Source organism: Streptomyces chartreusis NRRL 3882 (genome assembly GCF_900236475.1).
Taxonomy (GTDB): Bacteria; Actinomycetota; Actinomycetes; order Streptomycetales; family Streptomycetaceae; genus Streptomyces; species Streptomyces chartreusis_D.
In genome coordinates, this window is sequence record NZ_LT963352.1 from 3,226,448 (window position 1) to 3,241,710 (window position 15,263).

Consider the following 15,263-nt stretch of genomic DNA (forward strand, 5'->3'; position numbering starts at 1 on the left):
GCATGGCAGACGGTGGAGCGGTGAGACGCGTGGAAACGGGTGGTGCGGCAGGCTTCTGGGAGCCCGGGAGCGAGATCCTGTGGAGGTACCGGGAGAACGGCGGCGCGCGTTTCCACATCGCGCGTCCGGTCACCGTCGTACGGGACGACGCGGAGCTGCTCGCCGTGTGGCTGGCGCCCGGCACGGAATGTGTGAGGCCCGTGCTCGCCGACGGCACCCCCGTGCACCTGGAGCCGCTGGAGTCCCGTTACACCAAGCCGCGGACCGTGCAGCGCGACCACTGGTTCGGCACGGGCGTGCTGAAGCTGGCCCGGCCGGCCGAGCCCTGGTCGGTGTGGCTGTTCTGGGAGCCGGGCTGGCGGTTCAAGAACTGGTACGTGAACCTGGAGGAGCCGCTGGCCCGTTGGGCGGGCGGTGTGGACTCCGTCGACCACTTCCTGGACATTTCCGTGCACCCGGACCGCAGTTGGCACTGGCGTGACGAGGACGAGTTCGCCCAGGCTCTGCGGGACGGATTGATGGACGATCAGCAGGCCGAAAAGGTCCGAGCGGCCGGGCGGGCCGCCGTGGAGATGATCCGCGCCTGGGGGCCGCCGTTCTCGGAAGGCTGGCAGCACTGGCGCCCGGATCCGTCCTGGACGGTACCGTCACTGCCGGAGGACTGGGACCGTACGCCTGCGCATGTGTCCTCATGAGACCCTTGATGCGCCCCCGGGCAAGAAACGTAGGATCGTCCTCCGCAAGGGCGCGCGGCGGCAACTGACGGAGCACGCGCTGGGCTTGACCGATCGTCACCGAGGGGCGGCAGGACGTGAGCGAGGGGTACGAGGGCAACACCGGCAGGGCCTGCGCCACAGGCCCTCAGGACCGCAGACGGTCCGCCGGTGGCACGGGAAGAACCTCTGACCACGCGGGGATTCCGTTCCTGGGGCAGGTATTCCGGGTATCGGAGTTTCGGCGGGACCACCTGCACCTCTGGCGTGCAGCCCCGGACGGATGGATGCGACACGCGTGACGGAGCAGCCGACCTCCTTCGAACGCCCGCAAGCGGGCGTCGACCCCGCGGACCCCCGCGGGGCGCTCGTGCATACCTCGACACCGGCGCGTGCGCCCGGTACGGGCGCCTTACCGGTACAGGGCCGCTGCGGCGGCGACGTCACCGCTCCGCTCACGACGGCGCACACCACGCCGGGCACGTCGGAGCCGGGCACCTCCACGCCGTTCGGCAAGGGCAAGGACACCGTGAGCGACCCCGTCTCCGAGCACTCCCAGCCGGGTACCGAGCAGACCGCCGAGCGCGACACCCCTCGGCCGCGGCCCGCCCCCGAGGGCATTCCGGTCCAGCCGGCCGACGAACAGGACCGGCCGACGCCCGGCCCCGACGGGCAGGAGCGCCGCAGCGGCCAGAGCCTGCCGCCCGGCCGGCCCACGCCGATGCGGCGCGACGGCGACCGGCTGCGCTTCGTGGGCGCCGCAACCCGGCGGATCGCCCGCGGTATCGATCTCGACGAGATCGTGATGGGGCTGTGCCGGGCCACCGTGCCCACGTTCTCCGACGCGATCCTGGTCTATCTGCGCGACCCGCTGCCCGTCGGCGACGAGCGGCCCACCGGCCCGCTGGTGCTGCGGCTGCGGCGCACCGACCGGATACCGGCCGAGCGCGACACGGAGAACGGCTTCCTGCCGGCCGCGCAGCCCGAGCCGAACGAGCTGGACACGGTCGGCGCCGAGCTGTGCGAGGTCCGGCCCGGCAGCGCGCTCGCCGAGGTCCTGCGGGGCGTGCGCCCGGTGTTCACGGACGCTCCCGCGGCCCGCGCCGCGCTGCCCGAGTTGCTCGGGGACGGCGGCGAGTTCGCCGTGCCGGACGGGCAGCGCGCGATCCTCGCGCCGCTGCGCGGCAGGCGCCGGGTCATCGGTGCCGCCCTGTTCCTGCGCCGTCCCGAACGCATCGCCTTCGAGCCGGACGACCTGCTGGTCGCCGCCCAGCTCGCCACGCACAGCGCCCTGGGCATCGACAAGGCCGTCCTGTACGGCCGCGAGGCCTACATCGCGGACGAGCTGCAGCGCACGATGCTGCCCGAGACGCTGCCCCGCCCCACGGGCGTGCGGCTCGCCTCGCGTTACCTGCCGGCCGCGGAGACCGCCCGCGTCGGCGGCGACTGGTACGACGCCATCCCGCTGCCCGGCAGCCGGGTCGCCCTGGTCGTCGGCGACGTCATGGGCCACTCCATGACCTCGGCCGCCATCATGGGCCAGCTGCGCACCACCGCCCAGACCCTCGCCGGTCTCGACCTGCCGCCGCAGGAGGTCCTGCACCACCTCGACGAACAGGCCCAGCGCCTCGGCGTGGACCGCATGGCGACCTGCCTCTACGCGGTCTACGACCCGGTATCGCACCGCATCACCATCGCCAACGCCGGTCATCCCCCGCCCGTCCTGCTCCACCTGGGCGGCCGTGCCGAGGTGCTGCGCGTGCCGGCCGGTGCCCCCATCGGGGTCGGCGGCGTGGACTTCGAGGCGGTGGAGCTGGACGCGCCCGCCGGGGCGACCCTGCTGCTGTACACCGACGGCCTGGTCGAGTCCCGGCTGCGGGACGTGTGGACCGGCATCGAGCAGCTGCGGGAGAAGCTCGCCGCGACCGCGCAGCTCACCGGGCCGGACCACCCGCCGCCCCTGGAAGCGCTGTGCGACGAGGTGCTCGACATGCTCGGCCCGGGCGACCGGGACGACGACATCGCGCTGCTCGCCGCCCGCTTCGACGGCATCGCGCCCAGCGATGTGGCGTACTGGTTCCTGGAGCCGGAGGACGCCGCCCCCGGGCGGGCCCGCCGGCTGGCCCGGCGCGCGCTGTCGCGCTGGGGCCTGGAGGAACTCAGCGACTCGGTCGAGCTGCTGGTCAGCGAGGTCGTGACGAACGCCGTGCGGTACGCCACCCGGCCGGTCACGCTCCGGCTGCTGCGGACGGATGTCCTGCGGTGCGAAGTGGGCGACGACGTCCCGCAGTTGCCGCGCCTGCGGCAGGCGCGCGCCACCGACGAGGGCGGACGCGGGCTGTACCTGGTGAACCGGCTGGCCCGGCGCTGGGGCGCGACCCGGCTCAGCACGGGCAAGGTCGTCTGGTTCGAGCTCAACCGCAGCTGAGACGCCGTACCGACAAGCGGCTGACGCGCCGCTGCGAAACGCCGAAGGGCGCCCGGTGCTCGCCGGGCGCCCTTCGGCGTCTGCTGGTCTTCTCCTGGCCGTCTACTCTTCGCCGCCCGGCTTCGGCTTGACCGGGTCGAACGGGCCACCGCCGCCGTCGGCCGGTGGTGTCGTCTCCGGGGCCGTCGGCGGAGTGAAGGTGGGCGGTGTCGTCGTCGGAGTCGGCGGCGGCGAGCTGCTCGGTTCCTGAGTCGTCGGCGGCGGTGACGACGACGGTGCCTCGGTCGTCGGCTCCTGCGTGGGCTCCTGGGTCGGCGACTGGGTCACCGTCGGCGTCACCGTCGGCTGGACGGCCGCGCCCTGCTGGGTCTCCAGGTCGAACTTGCTGACGTCGCCCATCACGCCGAAGGTGTACGCCGCCCAGATCTCCGCCGGGAAGCCACCGCCGTTGACCCGGGGCTGGCCGCCCGCCTTGTACATCGGGACCTGGGCGTGGGTCTTGGCGTCCTCGCCGAACAGGCCGACGGAGGTGACCAGGTTCGGCGTGTAGCCGGTGAACCAGGCCGACTTGTTGTTGTCGGACGTACCCGTCTTGCCCGCGACCTGCTGGCCGTCGCGCTCGGGGTTGTTCCGTACGGACACCTGGGCGGTGCCGTCGTCGACCACGCCGGTCAGCACCGAGGTCACCGAGTCGGCGGCCTCGCGGCTGACGGCCTGGCCGCCGACCGGGTCGGGCATGGTGACCGTCTTGTTCAGGTGCTCCGCCGACTTCACGAGGGCCGGGGTGACCTTCTTGCCGTGGTTGGCGAGGGTGGCGTAGACACCCGCCATCTCCATGGGGCTCGCGCCCATGCTGCCCAGGGTCTGGGCGGGCACGGCCTCCATGTTCTTGGTGTCCATGCCGAGTTTGCCGGCGACGTCGACCACGTCGGTCATGCCGACGTCGACGCCCATCTGCGCGAAGACGGAGTTGACGGACTTGTTCATCGCCGTCTGGACGGTGATCTTCCCGTAGTTCCTGTCGTCCTCGTTCTCGGGGGCGAAGCCGACCTTGGTGCCGTTGTCCACGACCTGGCGCTTGCTCGTGCCGTCGTAGATCGTGTTCGCCGTGATCGGCTTGCCGTCCTGCGTCTTCGCCTGCTCCTCCAGGGCCGCGGCGAGGATGACCGGCTTGAACGTGGAGGCGGGCTGGTAGTCGGAGCGGGTGGCGTTGTTGGTGTAGTGCTCGAAGTAGTTCACGCCGCCGTACATCGCGACCACGGCGCCCGTCTTGGGGTTCACGGACGCGGCACCGGCCTGGACGTCCCCGTCGACCTTGCGCTTCTCGGGGTCGAGCTTGCTGGTCAGCTGCTGCTTGACGGACTTCTCCAGCGCCGCCTGCTTCTTCTTGTCGATGTTGAGCGTGACGGTCCAGCCGCCGGCACTGACCATCGCCTCGGCATCCTTGGTGTTGCTCGCGGTGCCCTCGGCGACGAGCTGCTTCTCCAGTGCCGCGTTGGCCGCGTTGACCAGGTAGCCCTTCTGGCCCTCCATGCCGGGGGCGGGCCTGGGCTCCTTCGGCACCGGGAACTTCATGCCGGCGCGCTCGGACCGGCTCAGCCAGCCCTCGTCGACCATGTTGTTCAGGACGTAGTTCCAGCGGGCCTTCACCAACTTCTTACCCGTCGGGGAGGCGACCGCCCAGTCGTACTCGCTGGGGGCCTGGAGCAGCGCGGCGAGGTAGGCGCCCTGCGCGACCGTGAGGTCCTCGGCGTCGGTGCGGTAGTAGGCCTGCGCGGCGGCCTGGATGCCGTAGGCGTTGCGGCCGTAGTAGCTGGTGTTGATGTAGCCGGCGAGGATGTAGTCCTTGGACTTCTCCCGGTCCAGCTTCAGCGAGATGACCAGTTCCTTCAGCTTGCGGGAGACGGTCTGTTCCTGCGACAGGTAGTAGTTCTTGACGTACTGCTGGGTGATCGTCGAACCGCCCTGCGCGCCCCTGCCGGCGAGCGTGTTGAACAGGCCGCGGGCGGTGCCCTTGAGGTCGACGCCGGCGTCCTTGTAGAAGGTCTTGTTCTCGGCCGCGACGAAGGTGAGCCGCACGCCCTTGGGGACCCGGGACAGATCGACGACCTCGCGGTTGACCTTGCCGTCGCGGGCCATGATCGAGCCGTCGCTGTACTTGTAGATGTTGCTCTGCCGCTTGGCGTCGGCGTTCCCCTCGGGGATGCCGATCATCATGTACAGCACGATGAAGGCGCCCATGCCGAGCAGGCACAGGCCGAAGAAGGTGCCGAGCATCTTCTTCCAGGTGAAGAGCCGGCGTATACCGCTCTTCCCGGCCGCGCCCGACGAACGGCGGCGCTTGGGTGCCGCCCGGCGCCCACCGCGCTGTCTGGCGCGTCTTTCTTCCGCTCGTCCCATGGGTCCGATCCGCTCCGCTTCGTTCATGTGTGCTCATGTGTCACACAGGTCGCCGCTCAGGTCAGCTCAGAAAGCTAACACCGGGAGATAAGAGAGAGGGCTGCCGATCCGGCCCTTTACGGACGTGACAATCAGCACCCATCCCAACGGAACCGACGTTCAAGACACGCGTAGGGTTGCCAGAACCGGGAAAAGTGATATCACTTAGATAGATGGAAGCTAAGCAGGAGCGGCTTCCCTGGAGGAACGGGGGATCACCCATGTCCACACAGCAACCGCAGGTCACCGCCGATGTGCCCGAGATGCCTGCACCCCGCGTGCGGGAATTCACCGCGCACAGCATCGGCGGCGGACTCGCCCTGCTGCTCGGCCTGGTCGGCCTGCTGGCCGGCGCCGGGCTGATCGCGGTTGCCACGGCGGTCGACGGGGGCGGGGCCAAGGCCGCACTGATCATCGGCGGCATCCTGGTCGCGCTCGCGGCCTTCCTGGCCATGTGCGGGCTGAACATGGTGGCGCCCGGCGAGGCCCGGGTCGTCCAGCTCTTCGGCCGCTACCGCGGGACGATCCGGCAGGACGGCCTGCGCTGGGTGAACCCGCTCACCTCGCGCACCAGGATCTCCACGCGCGTCCGCAACCACGAGACCGCCGTCCTGAAGGTCAACGACGCCTACGGCAACCCGATCGAGCTCGCCGCGGTCGTGGTGTGGCGGGTCGAGGACACCGCCCAGGCCGTCTTCGAGGTGGACGACTACGTCGAGTTCGTCTCCACGCAGACCGAGGCGGCCGTGCGGCACATCGCCATCGAGTACCCCTACGACGCCCACGAGGAGGACGGCCTCTCGCTGCGCGGCAACGCCGAGGAGATCACCGAGAAGCTCGCCGTCGAACTGCACGCGCGCGTGGAGGCGGCCGGGGTGCAGATCATCGAGTCGCGCTTCACCCACCTCGCGTACGCCCCCGAGATCGCCTCCGCGATGCTCCAGCGGCAGCAGGCCGGAGCGGTCGTCGCGGCCCGGCGGCAGATCGTCGACGGGGCGGTGGGCATGGTCGAGGCCGCGATCGCCCGGATCACCGAGCGGGACATCGTGGAGCTGGACTCCGAGCGGAAGGCGACGATGGTCTCCAACCTGATGGTGGTGCTCTGCGGGGACCGCGCCGCGCAGCCGGTCCTCAACACCGGGTCCCTGTACCAGTGACCGTGCCCCCCGAAGGTCCGGGTTCGCGGCGCCGGCCGCAGCAGCAGCGCAAGCAGGTGCTGCTGCGGCTGGACCCGGCGGTGTACGAGGCGCTGGCGCGGTGGGCCGGGGACGAACTGCGGTCGGCCAACGCGCAGATCGAGTTCCTCTTGCGGAAGGCGCTGGCCGAGGCGGGGCGGCTGCCGCGGGAGACGGGGCCGCTGCCCAGGCGGGGACGCCCGCCCCGGGACTCGGAGCAATAGCCTGTTGCGGAACCGTGACAACAGCCCCCGACCTGCGCGGCCACACCGCCCGCCATGAACTGCACACTCGGCGTATACATGCCGCGTATACACCCCGTGTACAGTCCTGCTCATGTCCATCGGTCACACTCTCCTGGGGCTCCTGGAGTCCGGCCCGCGCCACGGTTACGACCTGAAGCGGGCCTTCGACGAGAAGTTCGGTCACGACCGGCCGCTCCACTACGGCCAGGTCTACTCGACGATGTCCCGGCTGCTGAAGAACGGGCTCGTCGAGGTCGACGGCATCGAGGCCGGCGGCGGACCCGAGCGCAAGCGGTACGCGATCACCGAGGCCGGCATCACCGATGTCGAACGGTGGCTCGCGACGCCGGAGAAGCCGGAGCCGTACCTCCAGTCGACCCTCTACACCAAGGTCGTCCTCGCGCTGCTCACCCACCGCGACGCCGCCGACATCCTCGACACGCAGCGCTCGGAACACCTGCGCAGCATGCGGATCCTCACCGACCGCAAGCGCAAGGGCGATCTGGCCGACCAGCTGATCTGCGACCACGCCCTGTTCCACCTGGAGGCGGACCTGCGCTGGCTGGAACTGACCGCGGCCCGACTGGACAAGCTCCGTGAGGCGGTGACCCGGTGACGATTCCCGCTGGTTCGCTGCTCACCGCCCAGGACCTGCGCAAGGCGTACGGGCCGACCACCGCGCTCGACGGTGCCGAGTTCTCCATCCACCCGGGCGAGGTCGTCGCCGTGATGGGTCCGTCCGGGTCGGGCAAGTCGACGCTGCTGCACTGCCTCGCCGGGATCGTGATGCCCGACTCGGGCTCCATCACGTACGACGGGCGTGAGGTGACGGCGATGAGCGACGCCGAGCGCAGTGCGCTGCGACGCTCGGAGTTCGGGTTCGTGTTCCAGTTCGGCCAGCTCGTGCCCGAACTCACCTGTGTGGAGAACGTGGCGCTCCCGCTGCGCCTGAGCGGGTCGTCCCGCAAGGAGGCCGAGCGGACCGCGCTGGCGTGGATGGAGCGGCTGGAGGTCGACGAGCTGCGCAGGAAGCGGCCCGGCGAGGTGTCCGGTGGTCAGGGGCAGCGGGTCGCCGTCGCCCGCGCGCTGGTGACGAACCCGCGTGTGGTGTTCGCCGACGAGCCGACCGGCGCGCTCGACTCCTTCAACGGCGAGCGCGTGATGGAGCTGCTCACGGACGCCGCCCGGTCCGCCAACACGGCCGTGGTGCTCGTCACCCACGAGGCCCGGGTGGCCGCCTACTCCGACCGCGAGATCGTCGTACGCGACGGCAGGTCCCGGGACATGGAGCGCGTCGTATGAGCGCTTCGCAGTGGGGGCGGGACCTTTCCATGGGAGTCCGGTTCGCCTTCGCCGGTGGACGCGAGGGGTGGATCCGGGCGCTGCTGACGGCCGTCGGCGTCGGGCTCGGAGTGGCGCTGCTGCTGCTCACCACCGCCCTCCCGAACGCGCTGGCGGAACGGGAACGGCGTGAGGAGGCGCGCAGCGACCACACCTACAGCCAGCAGGAGATACCGAAGGCCGCGAACACCCTGATCGTCGTGGACGCGGACACCACGTTCCGGGACCAGGACGTGCGCGGCCGGCTGCTGGAGGCGGAGGGCCCGAAGGCCCCGCTGCCGCCGGGGGTCCCGGCGTTCCCGGCGGCGGGCGAGATGGTCGTCTCCCCCGCGCTGAAGGAGCTGCTCGACTCCGACGACGGCACACTGCTGCGGGAGCGGCTGGACTACCGCATCGCGGGCACCATCGGCGAGCAGGGGCTCGTCGGCTCCCGGGAACTCTCCTACTACGCGGGTGGCGAGGGGCTCGCGGAACGGCTCGAGGGCTCCGCCAGCGGGGCCCGGATCGACCGCTTCGGCAGTGACGGCCCAGGATCGTCCGACCCCTGGGACCCGGTGCTGCTCCTGCTGGTCCTCGTCGTCTTCGTGGTGCTGCTGATGCCGGTCGCCGTGTTCATCGCCGCGGCCGTGCGCTTCGGCGGCGAGCGGCGCGACCGCCGGCTCGCGGCGCTGCGGCTGGTCGGCTCGGACAGCCGGATGACCCGGCGGATCGCCGCCGGCGAGGCGCTCGCCGGCTCGGTGCTGGGGCTCGTCCTCGGCACCGGGTTCTTCCTGCTCGGACGGCAACTGGCCGCGTCCGTCGAGGTGTTCCGCGTCAGCGTGTTCCCGAGTTATCTGAACCCCTCTCCCCTGCTGGCCGTGCTGGTCGCAGTGGCAGTGCCGGCGGCCGCGGTCCTGGTGACGATCCTCGCCCTGCGGGGGGTGGTCATCGAGCCGCTCGGCGTGGTGCGCACGGCCAAGCCCGCGCGGCGCAGGCTGTGGTGGCGCCTGTTGCTGCCGCTGGGCGGGCTGGCGATGCTCTTCCCGATGATCGGGCAGGGCGACGACGGCGGGAACTTCAACCAATACCTGGTCGTCGGCGGCGTGATGCTCCTCCTGATCGGTGTCACGGCGCTGCTGCCGTGGGTCGTGGAGACGGTCGTCGCTCGGCTCGGCTCGGGCGGCATCGCCTGGCAACTGGCCGTGCGCAGGCTTCAGTTGAGCAGTGGTGTGGCAGCCCGGATGGTCAACGGCATCGCGGTGGCGGTGGCCGGGGCGATCGCCCTGCAGATGCTGTTCGCCGGGGTGGAGGGCAACTACACCAGAGCGTCGCAGTACGACGTCTCCCGGGCCCAGATGAGCGTGGACGTGCCGGACGGCGCCGACCCCGCGTCCACCGTCGCGAAGTACCGCGACACCGAAGGCGTGCGCAAGGTCACCGCACTGTCCGATGTCCATCTCGGCGATCGTCGCGGTGAGGCGGAGTCCATCATCCAGATCACCGTGGCCGACTGCGCGTCGCTGCGCGAGGTGGCCACGCTCCCCTCCTGCCGTGACGGTGACGTGTTCGCGGTCAAGGGCTCGGAGTACGGCAGCGAGAGCGACCACCTGACCGAGCCCGGCACGACCCTGTGGGCCGACCCGGGCGACACGCCCCGCTCCGACGACCGCTGGGTCTCCTGGACCGTGCCGCAGGACATCCGGCAGGCCCGGCCCCGCGAGGACCCCGCCGGGTACGAGCGCGGCGGCATCCTGATCACCCCCGGCGCGCTGCCCGAGAAGCTCGGGGCGGTCACCTCCGCCCGGCTCTTCCTGAGCCTGGACCCCTCGATGCCGGACGCCTACGATCACGTGCGCAACACGGCCGCTCGGCTCGACCCGACGGTCCAGCCCATGACCTGGCACAGCACCGAGAGCAACGAACGGTACGCCACCATCCGCAGCGGCCTGTCCGTCGGCGCGGCCTGCGTGCTCGCGCTGATCGGGGCGAGCCTGCTGGTCTCGCAGCTGGAGCAGTTGCGCGAACGCCGCAAGCTGCTGTCGGCCCTGGTCGCCTTCGGCACCCGGCGCCGCACCCTCGGCCTGTCGGTGCTGTGGCAGACGGCGATCCCGATCGGGCTGGGCCTGCTGCTCGCCGCGGCGGTGGGCATGGCCCTCGGCGCGGTACTGCTGCGCATGACCAGCACATCGGTCCGGGTGGACTGGCCGAGTGTGCTGTCGATGACCGGCATCGGCGCGGGCGTCGTCCTCGTGGTGACGCTGCTGAGCCTGCCGCCGCTGCTGAAGCTGATGCGGCCGGACGGGCTGAGGACGGAGTAAGGCCCCAGAGGGGGCAGCGACCTCAGGCGTCCCGGTCCAGCACCCGTACGGGCAACGGCCGCAGGGCCTCCCGCAGCGCCGCCGCCAGTTCCTCGTACTCCGCGCCGCGCGCGGCCCCTGCCCGCATCGCCAGAGCGACCCTGCGGGTGGGGGCCGGGTCGGTGAAGTACCCGGTGAGGAGCTGGTTGCTGCGGGAGATCTCGACCTTGAGGGCGGTGCGCGGCAGCAGCGTGACGCCGAGCCCGCCCGCGACGAGCTGCACCAGTGTGGACAGCCCGGCGGCGGTCGTGGTCACCGGCGCGTCCTCGCGGCCGGCCTCCCGGCAGATGTCGAGTGCCTGGTCGCGCAGGCAGTGCCCCTCGTCCAGCAGCAGCAGGTTCAGCTCGCGCAGCGCCTCGCGCGCAATGCCCTCGCGTCCGCCGAGCGGGTGGTCGAGGGGGGTGACGAGCACGAAGTCCTCGTCGAACAGCGGCAGTTCGGCGACACCCGGCACGCCCAGCGGGACGGCGAGCAGCAGCAGGTCGAGCCGCCCGCTGGTGAGGCCGTCGAGCAGGCTGGCGGTCTGTTCCTCGTGCACCTGGAGGTCGAGGTGCGGATACCGTTCGTGGACGAGCCGCAGCACGGTGGGCAGCAGATACGGCGCCACGGTCGGGATGACCCCCAGCCGCAGCACGCCGGTGAACGGGGCCCGGACCGCCTCGGCCTCCTCCATGAGGGCACCCACCTCGGCCAGGACCGCCTTGGCCCGTACGGCGATCCGCTCGCCCTCGGGTGAGAGCAGCACCTTGCGCGTCGTACGCTCGAGGAGCGTCACTCCGAGTGTCTCCTCCAGGGCCGAGACGGCGCCCGAGAGGGCGGGCTGGCTCATGCCGATGGCCCCCGCGGCGTCCCGGAAGTGCAGGTACTCGGCGACGGCTGCGAAGGCCCGCAGCTGGGCGAGGCTGGGCTGCCTGCGCTTATTACCCACAGTCACTAATAACTACCTCCGATCAACCCGACCGAGTGTAGCTATTTCCGTAATCAATCAGCCCTGTGCCAACATCAATAACGTCCAACCCATGGGAAACACCCGCAATCCGGGTGTTTCTTCGCTGCAAGGAGAGCGTGTGCTCACTGTCGGTGACAAGTTCCCCGAGTTCGATCTGACCGCCTGCGTCTCGCTGGAGAAGGGCAAGGAGTTCCAGCAGATCAACCACAAGACCTACGAGGGTCAGTGGAAGGTCATCTTCGCGTGGCCCAAGGACTTCACCTTCGTGTGCCCGACCGAGATCGCCGCCTTCGGCAAGCTGAACGACGAGTTCGCCGACCGCGACGCCCAGGTCCTCGGCTTCTCCGGCGACTCCGAGTTCGTCCACCACGCCTGGCGCAAGGACCACGACGACCTGCGTGACCTGCCGTTCCCGATGATGGCCGACTCCAAGCACGAGCTGATGCGCGACCTCGGCATCGAGGACGAGGACGGCTTCGCCAAGCGCGCGGTGTTCATCGTGGACCAGAACAACGAGATCCAGTTCTCGATGGTGACCGCGGGTTCGGTCGGCCGTAACCCGAAGGAGGTCCTGCGGGTCCTGGACGCCCTCCAGACGGACGAGCTGTGCCCCTGCAACTGGTCGAAGGGCGACGAGACCCTCGACCCGGTCGCGCTGCTCGCCGGAGAGTGATCTGACATGTCCCTCGACGCACTCAAGTCCGCCATACCGGACTACGCCAAGGACCTGAAGCTCAACCTGGGCTCGGTCATCGGCAACTCGGACCTGCCGGCCCAGCAGCTGTGGGGCACGGTGCTGGCGACCGCGATCGCCTCGCGCTCCCCGATCGTGCTGCGCGAGCTGGAGCCGGAGGCGAAGGCCAACCTGTCGCCCGAGGCCTACACGGCGGCGAAGGCCGCGGCCGCGGTGATGGCGATGAACAACGTCTTCTACCGCACCCGGCACCTCCTTACGGACCACGAGTACGGCAACCTGCGCGCGGGCCTGCGGATGAACGTCATCGGCAACCCGGGCGTCGACAAGGTCGACTTCGAGCTGTGGTCCTTCGCGGTCTCCGCCATCAACGGCTGCGGCATGTGCCTCGACTCCCACGAGCAGGTCCTGCGCAAGGCCGGCCTCGACCGCGAGGTCATCCAGGAGGCGTTCAAGATCGCCTCCGTCATCCAGGCGGTCGGCGTCACGCTGGACGCCGAGGCGGTCCTGGCCGAGTAATCCCCGGCTGTACGACCCGTATCACAGGGCCCCTGCCCACCTGACCGGTGGGCAGGGGCCCTGTCCGTTTCTCGCTACTCCGACGGCGCCTCGGAGGTGCCGGGCCGATCCACCGCCCCCACCGCTGTCGCACCCCGCGGGCGGACCGAATGCCGCAACGCCGACTTGCGCGAGTACGCCCGCAGATACCCGGCGACCGTGTTCGTCACGGCAACCAACGGCACGGCCACCACCGCACCCCCGATCCCGGCGACCATCCCCCCGCACGCCACGGACAGCACCACGGCCAGCGGATGCACCCGCACCGCCCGCCCCAGGATGAACGGCTGCAGGATGTGGCCCTCGATCTGCTGCACCGCCAGCACCACCACCAGCGTCATGACAGCCGTGAACACCCCCTGGGTGACCAGCGCGACCACCACCGCCAGCGCCCCGGACACCACCGCACCCACCAGCGGGATGAACGCGAACAGGAAGATGAACACCGCCAGGGGCACGGCCATCGGCACGTCGAGGAAGTAGATCCCCAGCCCGATGAAGATCGCGTCGATCAGCGCGACGATCACTGTGCCCCGCACATACGCCGTCAGCGTCCGCCACGCCGCCGGCCCGGCCCCGGCCACCCCCGGCCGCGCCGCCGCCGGCACCAGCTTCAGCGTCCACTCCCAGATCCGCTTGCCGTCGTAGAGCAGGAACAGCGTCGAGAAGACCGCCAGCAGAATCCCCGTCAGCGACTCGACGACGACCGTCACGCCCTCCAGCCCCGCCGAGGTGATCTGGTCGGTGTTCGCCCCGACCGCCTCCCGCAGGTTCTTGGCGATCTCGTTGATCTGCTTGTCCGTGACGTGGAAGGGGCTGTTCAGCAGCCAGTTCCGCAACTCGTCGATGCCGTCCTGGATCTGGCCCGAGAGATCGTCGATGTTCTCCATGACCTGCCAGGTCACGAACCAGCCGATCAGCCCCATGACGACGAAGCCGAGGATCGCGGTCAGCGCCGTGGCCGGCCCGCGTGGCACCCCCAGCCGCCGCAGCCGCGCCACGGTCGGCTGGAGGATCGCGGTGATGAGCAGTGCGCTCACGAACGCCAGCACCACCAGCTGGACGGCGCTGATGATCCGCATCAGCACCCAGAGCGTGCCGGCGAGGACGAGCAGCCGCCAGCCGGCCTCCGCCGCGACCCGCATCCCCCACGGCACGGCCAGCGCGGGATCGGGCCGGGCGGGTACGTCGGGGGCGTAGTCCGGGGGCGGCGGCACGTGTTCGTCGGACGATGTCCGGGACTCGGTCTCGTCCCGCTCCCGTTCGGCCTCGGCGCGGCGCTCGTTCCACCGCTCGCTCATCTCGGTCAGTCCGGCACCGAGCCGGCCGAGCCACCCTGGCACTCGCGACATGATCCGTCCTTTTCCCCCGTCTCTCCGCACCACTCCCCCCTGGAGTCGTCCGTCAAGACCGTACATGGCGCGAGCCCCTCACCGTACGACGGTGAGGGGCTCGCGCTGAGGATGGCTGCGGTTGAAGGGCCGCGGGCTCAGTACCAGTTGTTAGCCTGCCAGAACGACCAGGCGTCACACGGGCTGCCGTAGCGGTCGTTCATGTAGTTCAGGCCCCACTTGATCTGGGTGGCCGGGTTGGTCCGCCAGTCGGCACCGACGGACGACATCTTGGAACCGGGCAGCGCCTGGAACATGCCGTAGGCCCCGGAGGAGGGGTTGACCGCCTTGTAGTTCCAGTCGGACTCGTGGTCCACGATGTTGCTGAAGCACTGGAACTGACCGGCCGGCACCAACTGCCGCGCCATCGCCTGGATCTGCGCGATGGTGTAGGAGGTCGCGACGGGGAAGTCGGAGATGTCCTTGGAACGGCTGGCCGCTTCCTTGGCCTCCGCGCGCTCCTTGGCTGCCTTGGCAGCCTTCTCGGCGGCTTCCTTCTTGGCGATGGCCGTCTCGGCGGCAGCCTTGCGGGCGGCCTCCTCGGCGTCCTTCTTCGCGCTCGCGTCGGCGGCGATGGCCTGGGCGTCGGCCTGCTGCGTCAGCGACGCGGTCTGCACCTGGGCCTGCTGGCCCGCGGGAATGTCCGCGAGCAGCGTGGTGCCGCTTGCCGTCGCTTCGGCGTCGTTGTTCTGCGCGGTGCTGCCAGAGGCAACGCCGACGACGCTTCCGACAGCGGTGACCGCCGTGGCCGAAGCCACTGCGAATCCCCGGACCGAGATCCGGCTCACACGGTTTCCTTCCAGCATCGCCCGCTTCGGTGACCCTCGCGGACGCAATCGTGCCCCTGGCACTGGCCTCCCCAACTGCGGGGTCACGGGAGGCACGGGCCCGGTGGGCAACTCCCTCACGGGAGTGCCGCGTGGTGCTCGGGCGGCATACGACATCGCTATGCAGTTGACGCTGTGCTTCTAGTGGTGCCGTACCGCTGGGGGTA

At 70.5% G+C, this 15,263-nt stretch carries 13 protein-coding genes; 9 read left to right on the forward strand and 4 right to left on the reverse strand.

Going from position 1 to position 15,263, the window contains the following annotated elements:
* Positions 1 to 2 precede the first annotated feature (2 nt).
* Both SCNRRL3882_RS14265 and SCNRRL3882_RS14270 read left to right on the forward strand, forming a co-directional pair.
* Positions 3 to 695: a DUF402 domain-containing protein gene (locus tag SCNRRL3882_RS14265; RefSeq protein ID WP_050810354.1), complete on the forward strand. Its 693-nt coding sequence runs from the start codon at positions 3 to 5 to the stop codon at positions 693 to 695.
* Positions 696 to 996: 301 nt separating this feature from the next.
* Positions 997 to 3,141, forward strand: a complete 2,145-nt coding sequence (locus SCNRRL3882_RS14270) for a SpoIIE family protein phosphatase (RefSeq protein ID WP_102514798.1) — start codon at positions 997 to 999, stop codon at positions 3,139 to 3,141.
* A gap of 102 nt (positions 3,142 to 3,243) precedes the next feature.
* Here SCNRRL3882_RS14270 and SCNRRL3882_RS14275 read toward each other — a convergent pair whose 3' ends face one another.
* Positions 3,244 to 5,541, reverse strand: coding sequence for a transglycosylase domain-containing protein (locus tag SCNRRL3882_RS14275; protein ID WP_040904048.1), 2,298 nt, complete (start codon positions 5,539 to 5,541; stop codon positions 3,244 to 3,246).
* 260 nt (positions 5,542 to 5,801) lie between these two features.
* On the opposite strand from SCNRRL3882_RS14275, the gene SCNRRL3882_RS14280 reads away from it, so the two are divergent.
* The 5 genes from SCNRRL3882_RS14280 (at position 5,802) to SCNRRL3882_RS14300 (ending at position 10,638) form a co-directional block, all read left to right on the forward strand.
* Entirely contained in the window at positions 5,802 to 6,737 is a 936-nt protein-coding gene (locus SCNRRL3882_RS14280; RefSeq protein WP_010045873.1) for an SPFH domain-containing protein, read from the forward strand.
* A complete protein-coding gene (locus SCNRRL3882_RS14285; RefSeq protein WP_010045871.1) occupies positions 6,734 to 6,979 on the forward strand; it encodes a hypothetical protein in 246 nt (81 codons plus the stop codon). Before SCNRRL3882_RS14280 ends, SCNRRL3882_RS14285 begins: the two co-directional genes overlap by 4 nt.
* 112 nt (positions 6,980 to 7,091) lie before the next feature.
* Positions 7,092 to 7,616, forward strand: a complete 525-nt coding sequence (locus SCNRRL3882_RS14290; protein ID WP_010045868.1) for a PadR family transcriptional regulator — start codon at positions 7,092 to 7,094, stop codon at positions 7,614 to 7,616.
* Complete coding sequence (locus SCNRRL3882_RS14295) at positions 7,613 to 8,302, forward strand: ABC transporter ATP-binding protein (protein WP_010045865.1); 690 nt, start codon at positions 7,613 to 7,615, stop codon at positions 8,300 to 8,302. Before SCNRRL3882_RS14290 ends, SCNRRL3882_RS14295 begins: the two co-directional genes overlap by 4 nt.
* The gene (locus SCNRRL3882_RS14300; RefSeq protein ID WP_029181588.1) at positions 8,299 to 10,638 is read left to right on the forward strand and encodes an ABC transporter permease; all 2,340 of its coding nucleotides are present in this window, start codon (positions 8,299 to 8,301) and stop codon (positions 10,636 to 10,638) included. Before SCNRRL3882_RS14295 ends, SCNRRL3882_RS14300 begins: the two co-directional genes overlap by 4 nt.
* Before the next feature lie 22 nt (positions 10,639 to 10,660).
* Here SCNRRL3882_RS14300 and SCNRRL3882_RS14305 read toward each other — a convergent pair whose 3' ends face one another.
* Complete coding sequence (locus tag SCNRRL3882_RS14305) at positions 10,661 to 11,611, reverse strand: LysR substrate-binding domain-containing protein (RefSeq protein ID WP_029181587.1); 951 nt, start codon at positions 11,609 to 11,611, stop codon at positions 10,661 to 10,663.
* Positions 11,612 to 11,744: 133 nt separating this feature from the next.
* Here SCNRRL3882_RS14305 and SCNRRL3882_RS14310 point away from each other — a divergent pair, with 133 nt between their 5' ends.
* Together SCNRRL3882_RS14310 and SCNRRL3882_RS14315 are read left to right on the forward strand one after the other, a co-directional pair.
* Positions 11,745 to 12,299: a peroxiredoxin gene (locus SCNRRL3882_RS14310; protein WP_010045859.1), complete on the forward strand. Its 555-nt coding sequence runs from the start codon at positions 11,745 to 11,747 to the stop codon at positions 12,297 to 12,299.
* Between the two features lie 6 nt (positions 12,300 to 12,305).
* The gene (locus SCNRRL3882_RS14315) at positions 12,306 to 12,839 is read left to right on the forward strand and encodes an alkyl hydroperoxide reductase (RefSeq protein WP_010045858.1); all 534 of its coding nucleotides are present in this window, start codon (positions 12,306 to 12,308) and stop codon (positions 12,837 to 12,839) included.
* Between the two features lie 74 nt (positions 12,840 to 12,913).
* Here SCNRRL3882_RS14315 and SCNRRL3882_RS14320 read toward each other — a convergent pair whose 3' ends face one another.
* Both SCNRRL3882_RS14320 and SCNRRL3882_RS14325 read right to left on the reverse strand, forming a co-directional pair.
* The gene (locus SCNRRL3882_RS14320; RefSeq protein WP_029181586.1) at positions 12,914 to 14,230 is read right to left on the reverse strand and encodes an AI-2E family transporter; all 1,317 of its coding nucleotides are present in this window, start codon (positions 14,228 to 14,230) and stop codon (positions 12,914 to 12,916) included.
* A 137-nt stretch (positions 14,231 to 14,367) separates the two neighbouring features.
* Complete coding sequence (locus SCNRRL3882_RS14325; protein WP_078602946.1) at positions 14,368 to 15,075, reverse strand: transglycosylase SLT domain-containing protein; 708 nt, start codon at positions 15,073 to 15,075, stop codon at positions 14,368 to 14,370.
* Positions 15,076 to 15,263 lie beyond the last annotated feature (188 nt).

What these genes read in the sequence shown, in the direction of transcription:
- SCNRRL3882_RS14265 (WP_050810354.1), top strand. Translation starts at nt 3, where the DNA reads ATGGCAGACGGTGGAGCGGTGAGACGCGTGGAAACGGGTGGTGCGGCA.
- SCNRRL3882_RS14270 (WP_102514798.1), top strand. Translation starts at nt 997, where the DNA reads ATGGATGCGACACGCGTGACGGAGCAGCCGACCTCCTTCGAACGCCCG.
- SCNRRL3882_RS14275 (WP_040904048.1), bottom strand. Translation starts at nt 5,541, where the DNA reads ATGGGACGAGCGGAAGAAAGACGCGCCAGACAGCGCGGTGGGCGCCGG.
- SCNRRL3882_RS14280 (WP_010045873.1), top strand. Translation starts at nt 5,802, where the DNA reads ATGTCCACACAGCAACCGCAGGTCACCGCCGATGTGCCCGAGATGCCT.
- SCNRRL3882_RS14290 (WP_010045868.1), top strand. Translation starts at nt 7,092, where the DNA reads ATGTCCATCGGTCACACTCTCCTGGGGCTCCTGGAGTCCGGCCCGCGC.
- SCNRRL3882_RS14300 (WP_029181588.1), top strand. Translation starts at nt 8,299, where the DNA reads ATGAGCGCTTCGCAGTGGGGGCGGGACCTTTCCATGGGAGTCCGGTTC.
- SCNRRL3882_RS14315 (WP_010045858.1), top strand. Translation starts at nt 12,306, where the DNA reads ATGTCCCTCGACGCACTCAAGTCCGCCATACCGGACTACGCCAAGGAC.
- SCNRRL3882_RS14320 (WP_029181586.1), bottom strand. Translation starts at nt 14,230, where the DNA reads ATGTCGCGAGTGCCAGGGTGGCTCGGCCGGCTCGGTGCCGGACTGACC.
- SCNRRL3882_RS14325 (WP_078602946.1), bottom strand. Translation starts at nt 15,075, where the DNA reads ATGCTGGAAGGAAACCGTGTGAGCCGGATCTCGGTCCGGGGATTCGCA.